At 41.7% G+C, this 12,455-nt stretch carries 7 protein-coding genes; 6 read left to right on the forward strand and 1 reads right to left on the reverse strand.

What is annotated here, in order from left to right:
* Nucleotides 1-354 precede the first annotated feature (354 nt).
* Nucleotides 355-1,806 (reverse strand): 16S rRNA (cytosine(1407)-C(5))-methyltransferase RsmF, encoded by a 1,452-nt coding sequence (gene rsmF, locus GQR46_RS08835; RefSeq protein ID WP_165740737.1) that lies wholly within the window; start codon nucleotides 1,804-1,806, stop codon nucleotides 355-357.
* 265 nt (nucleotides 1,807-2,071) lie between these two features.
* On the opposite strand from rsmF, the gene GQR46_RS08840 reads away from it, so the two are divergent.
* The 6 genes from GQR46_RS08840 (at nucleotide 2,072) to GQR46_RS08865 (ending at nucleotide 12,364) form a co-directional block, all read left to right on the forward strand.
* Complete coding sequence (locus tag GQR46_RS08840) at nucleotides 2,072-2,764, forward strand: GntR family transcriptional regulator (RefSeq protein ID WP_165740738.1); 693 nt, start codon at nucleotides 2,072-2,074, stop codon at nucleotides 2,762-2,764.
* 118 nt (nucleotides 2,765-2,882) lie between these two features.
* Nucleotides 2,883-3,761, forward strand: coding sequence for a methylisocitrate lyase (prpB, locus tag GQR46_RS08845; RefSeq protein ID WP_002962361.1), 879 nt, complete (start codon nucleotides 2,883-2,885; stop codon nucleotides 3,759-3,761).
* A 46-nt stretch (nucleotides 3,762-3,807) separates the two neighbouring features.
* Complete coding sequence (gene prpC, locus GQR46_RS08850; RefSeq protein ID WP_165740739.1) at nucleotides 3,808-4,932, forward strand: 2-methylcitrate synthase; 1,125 nt, start codon at nucleotides 3,808-3,810, stop codon at nucleotides 4,930-4,932.
* A 129-nt stretch (nucleotides 4,933-5,061) separates the two neighbouring features.
* Nucleotides 5,062-7,671, forward strand: coding sequence for a Fe/S-dependent 2-methylisocitrate dehydratase AcnD (gene acnD / locus GQR46_RS08855; protein ID WP_165740740.1), 2,610 nt, complete (start codon nucleotides 5,062-5,064; stop codon nucleotides 7,669-7,671).
* Between the two features lie 11 nt (nucleotides 7,672-7,682).
* Entirely contained in the window at nucleotides 7,683-8,849 is a 1,167-nt protein-coding gene (prpF, locus tag GQR46_RS08860; RefSeq protein WP_165740741.1) for a 2-methylaconitate cis-trans isomerase PrpF, read from the forward strand.
* A 482-nt stretch (nucleotides 8,850-9,331) separates the two neighbouring features.
* Nucleotides 9,332-12,364: a hypothetical protein gene (locus GQR46_RS08865; RefSeq protein WP_165740742.1), complete on the forward strand. Its 3,033-nt coding sequence runs from the start codon at nucleotides 9,332-9,334 to the stop codon at nucleotides 12,362-12,364.
* Nucleotides 12,365-12,455: the final 91 nt, after the last annotated feature.

The raw sequence follows: 12,455 nt of genomic DNA on the forward strand, positions 1-12,455 counted from the left end.
AAGAGAATGAGGAGTAAATGAGAAGACACCAAGTGATCTATTCAACTAACTGATTTATCACTTCTCTAAAAGCGCAGCGCCTCATAACCTCTTTGTGAATACTTGTTTTTTGGTAAAGCTGAATTGTTATTATACTGCGCAAAAAATTGCCCAGGGGTGTATAAAAAACCTCTGGGCAATAAAATGACTCTAAATTGAGCCTAGCGTTAACTAAAAACTTTCTGGTTCGTTAGGGAGAAGAAGAAAGTACTTAAAACTATAGTAAAGCTACTCAATAAAGCATAACTAATTTTGCCACCTAGTTACATTTGATAACAAAGGATTAGATTAATTATGCGTAATTTGTACTTTAGTTTAACCCCAGCTTATTAACTGCGTATTTTGCACTAGATCGCGTGGTAGTGAGTTTTTGATCTTATTTTTTTGCCATTTCCCCAGCCCGATAGGGCAACCACACAGCGTTAATACTACTTCACCTATTGTTTGAGTTGCCTCAGCTAAGCGTATATCTTTACCTTGAAAATAATCATTTGCTTGCTCGTTATTTAAAGCAAATACATTGGTTTTACACTTATTGCCAAATACGGTTGCAAATTCGTGCGTTAGTCTCACGCCGTTTTTATGAATAATGCCAATTTGAATACCTAAACGTGCGTACTTAATTTTATTTTGTACGGCTTCAAACCCTTGTGGAAATAACCACAGTTCTTTATCGCGCTGCATTAAGCTGCCAGGTAGGTTAGTTAGCCCAAAGTGCTTTTTAAGCGATTGCATAAACGCGGCACTTTGTTTTTTATCAAATTCGTTAAACGGAAACGCGCCTTTTTTAACAGTTTGATTTGGGTTATCGCAACTTGCGTGCTTTTTAAATTTAGCGATAAAAAAGCCTTCGCTATCGAACGTTTGCGGCCATACATGTAAATAGCCTTCATCGGTAGTAGCCTTGCTTGCACCTTCAAATAAGTCGCTTAGGGATTGCGGTGCTATGTAGTCACCGAATTCACTGAGTAAATAATCGCATACTTGTTGGTTTTCGAGCGGAGTAAGTGTGCAGGTTGAATACACTAATGTGCCACCTGGCTTTAATGCGTAAAATGCGCTTTTAATTAAGTCTTTTTGTACTTGGGCTATTTGTATGTTTGATTCTATTGACCAATTTTTAAGGGCGTCTGCGTCTTTACGTACGGTGCCTTCACCAGAACAGGGCGCGTCTAGCAGTATGCTATCAAAGCATTCAAACATGTAGTTGCCAAATATAACGCCATCAAAATGCGAAAGCGCACAGTTACCAACCCCCATACGTTTGAGCGTTGCGCTAAGTACCTTTAAACGAGACGACGAAAGCTCGTTTGCAACAAGCACGCCTTGGTTATCCATAAGTGCAGCTAGCTGCGATGTTTTAGAGCCTGGTGCTGATGCCATATCAAGTATGGTGTTACTTTGAGAGTCTGCGAGTTCAATACTCTGTTTTAAGGCAATAGGGGGCAGCATTGAACTTGCCTCTTGCACGTACATCGCACCGCTTAGATGTAAGTCGGTATTACCAAGGGCTAGGTTTTGCTCTTCATCGCTTGGGCGCTCTAACCAAAAGCCTTCACTGCACCATGGAATAGGGGTTAGCAGCCAATTTTTTTCAGTTGCACGTTTTACAAATTCTTCAATGCTAATTTTTAATGTATTAACGCGAATAGATTTTCTGAGCGGCCTGCGACACGCATTTAAAAAGTCATCTAAGTTTAGATGCGCTGGCAAATAGGTTTTTACGTCATCAATAAAGTGCTCAGGAATAAAAGTGTTGGCGTTCACGCGTTAGCTCATACTATAAAAATAAAGCGCGATAATAGCATTTATGCGAGGTGTTTTCAGCGCTAAAAAGCGTAACATCTGATTTATTACGCTGTCGACACTTCACTGTTTTAGTCCATTGTAAAACCATTTTTATGCGACTTTAGGTTAATAGTGTCGACAATGAGCGTGTTTTTTAGTCGTTTTGATAGGTTTTAGGGTTGACATGTTTTTTTAATAAGCACATAGTGACCATATGAATTGTCGACAATCTAAAAAATAACTTATGACACACACATTTTTAAACGAAGCGCCTATAACTACCGCATCAGATCAAGTATTTGTAGATATGCGCCGTGAGATTGTTGAAGGCACTATAGTTCAAGGTAGTAAAATATCAGAGCCAGAACTTGCAAAACGTTATGGCGTTAGCCGTGCAACGCTTAGAGAGGCGTTAAATCGCTTAGAAAGTTGCTACCTTGTTGAGCGTAAAGCTAACGTAGGTTGTCGCGTAGTTGCCCTTACCGCTGAGCGTTTGATTGAAGTTTACCAAGTTCGCAGCTCGCTTGAAGGTTTAGCATGCAGGCTTGCTGCCGACAATATGGAACCCGAAGAAGTAAAAGGCTTAAAGCAATTACTTAATCAGCACCTACAAACACAACGTGTTAAAGAAGGCGAATCTTATTATCAAGAAGCCGGCGATTTAGATTTTCATTACCGTATTATTCAAGGCAGTAAAAACGCGCATTTAATTCATTTACTGTGTAATGAGCTCTATCAATTAATACGCATGTACCGTGTACAAATGGGCATGGTGGGGCCGCGTGTATCAAAAGCGTTTGATGAGCATTTAGCTATTATTAACGCCATTGAAAACCACGACGGCGAACTGGCCGAAATGCTTATGAAGCGCCACATAAGTGCATCGCAAGCAAATATTCAAACCAAATTTGATTTATTAGCTAAGCAGAAAGCATAAGCTGTTAAAAGCTAAAAGCTAAAAGCTAAAAGCTAGCAAGAGCAGTTAAACAGTCACAATTACAGATTAAAACTATAAGTTACTCCACGTAGCAACCGTTCAAAGTGAGGAGAAAGTAATGTCAGCAGGATTAAAATTTAAACACGCTATTGCCAATAACCGCCCGTTACAAGTAGTAGGTACTATTAACGCATACACCGCGATGATGGCTGAAAAAATGGGTCACCAGGCTATTTACCTCTCAGGTGCCGGTGTTGCAAACGCCTCGTTTGGTATGCCTGATTTAGGTATGACAAGCCTTGATAACGTGCTTGAAGATATTCGCCGTATTACAGGTGCTAGCGATTTACCACTACTTGTGGATGCCGATACCGGTTGGGGTGGGGCGTTTAACATTGCACGCACAGTAAAAGAAATGACTAAGGCCGGTGCGGCGGGTTTTCATATAGAAGACCAAGTAGCGCAAAAGCGCTGTGGTCATCGCCCTAATAAAGAAATTGTAAGCCAAGGTGAAATGGTTGACCGCATTAAAGCGGCAGTTGATGCAAAAACCGATAGCGATTTTTATATTATGGCCCGTACCGATGCATTTCAAAAAGAAGGTTTAAACGCCGCGATAGACCGTGCAGCTGCCTGTGTTGAAGCCGGTGCTGACGCTATTTTTGCAGAAGCCGTACACGACCTTGCTGATTACCAAGCATTTGCAAAAGCGATTAACGTTCCAATTTTGGCAAACATTACTGAGTTTGGCCAAACACCTATTTACACTAAAGAGCAGTTAAGCGATGTAGGCGTTGAAATGGTGCTTTACCCACTAAGTGCATTTAGAGCCATGAACAAAGCAGCATTAAACGTGTATTCAGCAATTTTAAATGAAGGCTCGCAACAAAGCCAAATAGAAAATATGCAAACGCGTTCTGAGCTTTACGACTTTTTAGATTACCACACGTACGAGAACACACTCGATACTCTTTTTTCATCAAAATCTGACAAATAAAAACTATTAAAATAAATCACACACAAATTTAAGATAGGAGAAGATCATGGTAGATAAAGCATTAAGCGGCGCAGGTTTACGCGGACAAGTGGCTGGTCAAACAGCATTGTGTACTGTAGGACAAAGTGGTTCTGGTTTAACGTACTGTGGTTACGATATTAGCGAACTGGCCGAAAAAGCGCAGTTTGAAGAAGTGTCTTTTTTACTTTCACGCGGTGAGTTACCTACAACAAGCGAATTGGCTGAGTATAAAGCTAAACTTAAAAGCTTACGCGGCTTACCGGATGCGCTTAAAACCGTGCTTGAAAATATTCCTAAAGATGCGCATCCAATGGATGTAATGCGCACAGGTTGCTCAATGTTGGGTAACCTTGAAATGGAGCTTGATTTTAACCAAGCCAACGACGCAATCGACCGTATGATTGCTGTGTTCCCAAGTATTATTTGTTACTGGTACCGCTTTACACACGATGGCGTACGCATTGAAACACAAACAGATGACGACTCTGTTGGCGCACATTTTTTAACGCTGTTACACGACAAAGCACCTAGCGAGTTATTTGCACAAGTGATGAACGTATCACTAATTTTATACGCAGAGCACGAGTTTAATGCTTCTACATTTGCGGGTCGTGTGTGTGCATCAACGCTTTCTGATATTCATTCTTGTGTAACAGGTGCGATTGGCACGCTGCGTGGTCCATTACATGGTGGTGCTAACGAAGCGGCAATGGATATGATTCAAGGCTTTACAAGTGCTGAGCATGCTGAGCAAGAAGTTATGGGCATGCTTGAGCGTAAAGACAAAATAATGGGTTTTGGCCATGCGATTTATCGCGAGTCTGATCCACGCAATGTAATTATTAAAAAATGGTCTGAAAAACTAGCTGCAGAGGTAGGCGATACCGTGCTTTACCCTGTGTCTGTTCGTTGTGAGGAGATTATGTGGCGCGAGAAAAAACTGTTTTGTAACGCCGATTTTTTCCATGCGTCTGCTTATCACTTTATGGATATTCCGACTAAATTATTTACGCCAATATTTGTAATGAGCCGCGTTACTGGTTGGACTGCGCATGTAAAAGAGCAACGCGCTAACAACCGTATTATTCGCCCAAGTGCCGATTACACAGGCCCTGATGCACGTAGTTACACACCAATAGAGTCACGTTAAAAAATGAGTGAGCACGCATGTGCTCACTTTTTTATTGCACATAGCCACTAGCGAGCAGTTTTTCTCAAACTTTTCATTAAACACGCTAGCTGTGAGCAAACACCGTCACCAAATTAGCGAACCCTTATCATGACCATAATTAATAACACCCAATACCGTAAACCCTTACCGGGCTCAAATGTCGACTACTACGATACCCAAGAAGCCGTAGATGCAATTAAGCCAGGTGCATACGCCACGCTACCTTATTCATCACGTGTATTTGCCGAAAACCTAGTACGCCGATGCGACCCTGCCATGTTAACCGATGCACTTAATCAGCTAATTGAGCGAAAGCAAGATTTAGATTTCCCTTGGTATCCGGCGCGCGTAGTATGCCACGATATTTTAGGCCAAACGGCACTTGTTGATTTAGCAGGGCTTCGTGATGCAATTGCAGCTAAAGGCGGCGATCCGGCAAAAGTGAATCCGGTAGTCCCTACGCAGTTAATAGTTGATCATTCGTTAGCTGTAGAGCATGCCGGTTTTGATCCTGACGCATTTGAAAAAAATCGCGCCATTGAAGACAGACGAAATGACGACCGTTTTCACTTTATAAATTGGACAAAAACTGCCTTTAAAAATATTGACGTTATTCCACCGGGTAACGGCATTATGCATCAAATTAATCTTGAAAAAATGTCGCCGGTTATTCAAAACCGAGATGGCATTGCATTCCCAGATACTTTAGTTGGTACCGATAGCCACACACCACATGTTGATGCACTGGGCGTTATTGCCGTGGGCGTAGGTGGGCTTGAAGCTGAAAGCGTAATGCTGGGCCGTGCTTCTTATATTCGCTTGCCCGATATTGTCGGTGTTGAGCTAACAGGCAAGCGCCAACCCGGTATTACCGCAACCGATATTGTGTTGGCTATTACTGAATTTTTACGTGAGCAACGTGTTGTATCTACTTATTTAGAGTTTTACGGTGAAGGTGCTGATGCGCTTACTCTTGGTGACAGAGCAACCATTTCGAACATGACGCCTGAATTTGGCGCAACTGCAGCTATGTTTTATATCGATGATAAAACAATAGATTACTTGCGTTTAACTGGCCGCGAAGAAGAACAAATAGCCCTTGTAGAAAACTACGCAAAAACAGCAGGCCTTTGGAGCGATAGCTTAAAAACAGCTAAATACGACCGTGTGCTTACGTTTGATTTATCAAGCGTGGGACGCAATATTGCGGGTCCGTCTAATCCGCACCGCCGTGTATCAACAAGCGATTTAGCTAAAGAAGGGATTTCGGGCGTTGTAGAAAACGAAGAAGGCTTAATGCCCGATGGCGCGTGTATTATTGCTGCTATTACTAGCTGTACTAATACGAGTAATCCGCGCAATGTAATTGCTGCAGCACTCCTTGCCCGTAACGCAAATGCCAAGGGGTTAATGCGCAAACCTTGGGTTAAAACCTCATTAGCACCGGGTTCAAAAGCGGTGCAATCATACCTTGAAGATGCAAATCTACTAACAGAGCTTGAGCAACTGGGCTTTGGTATTGTGGGTTTTGCGTGTACAACTTGTAACGGTATGAGCGGGGCGCTTGACCCTATTATTCAAAAAGAAGTAATCGATCGCGATTTATACACTACAGCGGTGCTTTCGGGCAATCGTAACTTTGATGGACGCATTCATCCTTATGCTAAGCAAGCATTTTTAGCGTCACCTCCTTTAGTTGTTGCGTACGCCATTGCAGGCACTATTCGCTTTGATATTGAAAAAGGAATACTAGGGCAAGATCAACAAGGCAACGATATTACGCTTAAAGATTTATGGCCGTCAGACGAAGAGATTGATGCAGTAATTAAGCAAAGCGTTAAGCCAGAGCAGTTTAGAAAAGTATACGAGCCGATGTTTAATTTAACCGTAGATTACGGTGAAGATAACGATCCACTTTACGACTGGCGCCCAGAAAGTACGTACATTCGTCGCCCTCCTTATTGGGAAGGTGCACTTGCGGGTGAGCGCACAATGACCGGTATGCGTGCGCTTGCAGTTCTTGGCGATAACATTACAACCGATCATTTATCGCCATCAAACGCAATTATGGCAAGTAGTGCTGCTGGTGAATACCTGACCAAAATGAACGTGCCAGAGGAAGACTACAACTCGTATGCAACGCACCGGGGCGATCATTTAACAGCGCAGCGCGCAACATTTGCAAACCCAAAACTACTAAACGAAATGGTACTGGACGAAAACGGCGAAGTTAAGCAAGGCTCTTACGCACGGTTAGAGCCACAAGGCACTAATACCCGTATGTGGGAAGCAATCGAAGCCTACATGGAGCGTAAACAACCGCTTATTATTGTAGCTGGTGCCGATTACGGGCAAGGTTCGTCGCGCGATTGGGCAGCAAAAGGCGTAAGACTTGCAGGCGTTGAAGTAATAGCAGCTGAAGGTTTTGAGCGTATTCACCGTACTAACCTAATTGGTATGGGTGTTTTACCGCTTGAGTTTAAAGCAGGCACAACGCGTAAAACTCTAAAGCTGGATGGCAGTGAAACGTACGATGTAGCAGGCGATTTAAAACCAGGTGCCACCGTTAATTTAAGTATTACTCGTAAAGACGGTGAAGTACTCACTGTGCCTATGAAGTGCCGTATCGATACCCAAGAAGAGCTTTCTATTTACGCGGCTGGTGGTGTGTTACAACGCTTTGCACAAGACTTTTTAGAAGCAGCACAATCTGCATAAGGGCAAGCATTATGTTTAAACCGCAAATTAAAGTGCCTGCAACCTATATGCGTGGCGGCACCAGTAAAGGTGTATTTTTTAATTTAACTGGCTTGCCAAAGCCTGCTCAAGTAGCAGGCGAGGCGCGCGATAATTTATTACTGCGCGTTATTGGCAGCCCCGATCCGTATGCTAAGCAAACGGATGGCATGGGCGGTGCTACATCAAGTACCAGTAAAACCGTAATCTTAAGTAAAAGTGAGCAAGCTGACCACGATGTAGATTACTTGTTTGGTCAAGTGGCAATAGATAAACCTTTTGTAGATTGGAGCGGTAACTGCGGCAACTTAACCTCAGCAGTGGGTGCTTTTGCCATTAGTAATGGTTTGGTCGATAAAAGCAGAGTACCTAATAACGGTGTTGCTATTGTGCGTGTGTGGCAGGCTAATATTAAAAAAAGCATATTAGTGCATGTCCCCATGACAAATGGCGAAGTACAAGAAACCGGCGACTTTGAGCTCGATGGCGTTACTTTTGCTGCAGCTGAAGTAAAACTTGAATTTATTGACCCCGCTGATGGCGATGGTGCGTTATTTCCAACTGGTAATGTAGCTGATGATTTAGAAGTACCGGGTGTTGGTACTTTAAAAGCAACAATGATAAATGCAGGTATTCCTACCATATTTATTAACGCCACTGATATTGGTTATACCGGCACAGAGCTGCAAGACGATATAAATAACGATGTTGCAGCGCTTGAAAAGCTTGAAACCATTCGTGCTTATGGCGCTGTTAAAATGGGCTTAATCACTAACATTAGTGAAGCGCAAGCTCGCCAACATACGCCTAAAGTTGCGTTTGTTGCAGCGCCTTTAGATTACAAAGCATCTAGCGGAAAGCTTATTGAAGCTGCAAATATCAACTTGTTAGTACGTGCTATGTCGATGGGTAAACTGCATCATGCCATGATGGGCACAGCTGCTGTTGCTATTGGCACGGCTGCAGCAATCGAAGGCACACTCGTAAATATAGCCGCTGGTGGCGGCGCATTGAGTGAAGTTAACTTTGGTCATCCGTCGGGCACGCTAAAAGTAGGTGCTGAGGCTAAAAATAATGCTGGCAACTGGCTAGTTACCAAAGCAAGTATGAGCCGAAGTGCACGCGTATTAATGGAAGGGGTTGTAAGAGTCCCTCAGTAATTACTAAACATTTACTTTAGGTAAGTAAACAAGTTTTATAAACGTTTGCTTAGCTAAAGTAAAACCTACTAACATTCATTATAAACAATCCTTTTTCATTAATTTTTCGAATTATCCTCTTTTTTAGCTTTCATCCATCGCATTTACTTGAAGAATATAATTAACAAACTAGATTGTATGTAATATTCATTTAATAAAGTGAATATATTGTATCAATATGTGCTGGTTCTTTATGAGTGTCTATAGGTTATTGAATAATAGAGATGCTGATAAAGAAGTAGCTCATAGAATAAAGATAAATACTTCTATAAAACGTATAAATATGTAGCATAACTATATAGCTTAATGGTATTTTTAATGTTCTGGTAACAAAGGTTATGATTGTGTACTTTTTTAATGCTTTTTAAACATAAAAGCTTACACAAGCCACTATCAACTAAACTAATTTCTGATACTCATTCCAGGCTATCAAGGAGAAATAAATGGTAAAGCGTACGATCAAATTTACACCTATTGCAGCTTCAGTTGCACTTACATTAGGCTTAACAGCATGTGGTTCGGACAATGACAGAAACATTCCTGTTACACCTGTAGAATCTTTTACTGCAACAGGTGATGCACAGTTCAACATTGAAGTAACTGGTAAAGCAGTTAAAGGTTCAATGAAAAGTGCAGTAGTAACTGTAATGACTTTAGATGCATCTGGTCAAAGCGTTCCTGTTGCGTTTCGCTCAGCTGCTTCAGCAGAAGCAGAGTCTTTTTCTGAAGAAGCACTATCACAAAGTGCTGCTGATGCTGCAGTAGAAGCAAGTAAAATTGCTGCTAACCCTGAAGTATTAACTGATGAAAGCGGCCGTTACAGCATCTACTTAGATGATGACTTTACTGGACCAGTTTACATTACTGTTAAAACGTCTGCAGAAGGTGATGATAGCTTTTTACGTTGTGATGCTTACGTAGGTTGTGGCGATTACGATGTAGCGCCAGAAGAAGATGACGTAAATGATGGCGATACTGCGATTGAGTTTGGCGAATGGTACAAAACGGACCTAGAGCTTTCAGTTGTTAAATTTGTTCCAGCTGTTGAAGCAGATACATCTGGAGTAAGTGGTGCAGCTGGCGATCTTAATGTTGCTAGTTCTTATAAAGCTAATGTTACTTTCTTAACATCGTTAGTGGCGGCTCTTCTTCTTGACTCAGGTTCAAGTGTAGATGAAGACGCAATTGCTAAAGCAAGCTTAGATACTGTTGTACAAGTAATGGGTCAAGACGCTGCACTTTTACTTTCAGCTATTATTGGTGATTTATCTAACGGCGGCGCTGTAGATTTAAGTGATGTTGATGGCGAAGAAGAACTAACTGACGGTATTTTAGCAATTGCACAGCTTTCATCTTCAATTCAAGGTTTACCTTCAATTGGTGATGTAATGAGCAGCATTAAAGCTGGTATTAAATCAGGCCAGTTTAAAGGTAATGCTGATGCTAGCATTGCAGCAATAGCGACAATGTTACAAACAGCTATTACAAATACTGCAAATGTTTTTGTTGCCATTGCTACTGGTACTGAAGATGACATTAAAACTGCATTAGAAGCCGCTTTCGCAGCAAAAACTCCAGCTCCTACTGCTGGTGAGATAGTTGCATTTGCTGCTAGCTCAGCTGATGTTGCTAAAAAAGCAAAAGCTGCTAAAGATAAAGCTGTTAAAAATGGTGCAGCAACTGATGCTGGTCTTGCAGCCGCTGCAGTGAAAATTAAAAAAGCACTAGAAGTAATTGGTTGTACTGGCGCAGAATGTACAGTTGGAGATGACTTTTATACAGCTCTAGCAGCTGCTTTAACATTAGAAGTTACTGCTTCTCAAACTGCACTTACTGCATTAGAAATGAGCATTGAAACAGCTCAAAGCTCACTTGTAGATGTTCAAGCAATGGGTGGCGATGCTCTTACCGCTGATAACGCAGCTGCATTTGTAAGCGCTGTTACATTACTGAAAAATGAAGCTGCTACAGCTGGTTTAACAGCTAAAGCGGGTTCTATTTTTGTTAAATCACAAGGCTATGTAACTGCTGCAAAAGCGTTAGTTACTCAAAGCTCTGATTACCAACAAGTTCTTGATTCTGCAACGTCGTTGCAAACAGACGCATCTGTTGCTGTAACTGACACAGTTGCATACGACATTGCATTAGCTGCACTAGTAGCAGAAGCAGAAACTGCGATTGAAACGTTTGATATTGCTCTTGCTGCAGCAAAACTAGTTGCTGAAGACACTGCAGACGTTGCTGATGAGAAAAAATCAGTAGCAGACACAGCTGAAGCGGCTTCTACTAGCGCACTTGCTAACGCAGAAAATGCAATGGTAGATACAGCTGCAAACGCTGCTGAAGCAAAAGAGCTTGCGATGACTGCAGTTACTGCTGCGTCTGATTTTGCTGCTGCTGTTGATGCACTTGAAATTGCTATTGAGCAAGCACTTGTTGCTGCGAATGAATACTTAGCTCTTGAAGGCGAAGGCGCACAAGCAATGATTGATGCGCTTACAGCTATGCAAACAGCTGCTGTAGCTCAAGGTGAACTAGCTAGCGAGCAATTTGTAACAGCTTATAATCTACAGCTTGCTGCTGAAACTGCAGTTGCAAAACTTGAAGTACTAACTTCTGTTAAAGCTACATCAGAGTCATTATCGACTATGACTGTGCTTACAGGCACTGGTGCTGATGCAGTTGCTGATGCAGCAGATATTCTTGCAGACGTAATTGATGAATTAGCTGAAATGGGTAATAACTCAGGTACAGGCACATCAACTCGCAATGCTGATTGGGACTATGCTTACAGCTTAGATGATCTTACGCTAATGCTTAGCAATGCTACTACAGGTGAGATGATTAATGCAGCGGCTTCTTATGAAGGCGACAAGCTTGTTGTTGCTTGGGGCGCTACATTAAAAGGTGAGAATGACGTATCTGTTGAGCTTGTTACTGCTGCTACACAAACACAAGCACTTACAGATTGTGTTGATTTTGCAGCCGGTACAATTGATGCTACTCAAATCGATTCATGTTTAGTATTTACTTTTGATGGCGCAGTAACTGCTGACAATGTAGATGATGCAGAAATCATAATGACTGAAACGGCTAACCATGTTGAAATCATGGATGGTGATTCTGGCTTCACTGGTATGTTAAGTATTACAGCTGATGATGCAACAGATTCAGGCTCTATTACATTAGAGGGTGTTTCTGGTGATGTAGACTTTAAAGTAATGACTACATACCTTGACAGCGACATGGAAGAAGCAAGTGCTTTAACTATTACAGTAAATAATGCAATGGGTTACACGTTGTCTATTACTGGTAATGAAAGTGCAGGTTACACTGGTGACGTTATGGCTATGTACAATGAGATGATGATGTCTTTTGGTACTGCAGCTAAAACAACAAACGGTCTTTCAATTACTTACATTGATGGTGACGTAGTTGATTACACTGATGTTGATTTAATTGATTCATCTAAGTAATATTTAAACTATAAAAGGGGAAAGCAGCGCTTTTCCCTTTTTTTATAGAAAGCGATTAAATTATGAAAAAAAAAATTCTCTTGTTAGGATT

Source organism: Pseudoalteromonas sp. Z1A6, assembly GCF_011378745.1.
Taxonomy (GTDB): Bacteria; Pseudomonadota; Gammaproteobacteria; order Enterobacterales; family Alteromonadaceae; genus Pseudoalteromonas; species Pseudoalteromonas arctica.

What these genes read in the sequence shown, in the direction of transcription:
- GQR46_RS08840 (WP_165740738.1), top strand. Translation starts at nt 2,072, where the DNA reads ATGACACACACATTTTTAAACGAAGCGCCTATAACTACCGCATCAGAT.
- prpB (WP_002962361.1), top strand. Translation starts at nt 2,883, where the DNA reads ATGTCAGCAGGATTAAAATTTAAACACGCTATTGCCAATAACCGCCCG.
- prpC (WP_165740739.1), top strand. Translation starts at nt 3,808, where the DNA reads ATGGTAGATAAAGCATTAAGCGGCGCAGGTTTACGCGGACAAGTGGCT.
- acnD (WP_165740740.1), top strand. Translation starts at nt 5,062, where the DNA reads ATGACCATAATTAATAACACCCAATACCGTAAACCCTTACCGGGCTCA.
- prpF (WP_165740741.1), top strand. Translation starts at nt 7,683, where the DNA reads ATGTTTAAACCGCAAATTAAAGTGCCTGCAACCTATATGCGTGGCGGC.
- GQR46_RS08865 (WP_165740742.1), top strand. Translation starts at nt 9,332, where the DNA reads ATGGTAAAGCGTACGATCAAATTTACACCTATTGCAGCTTCAGTTGCA.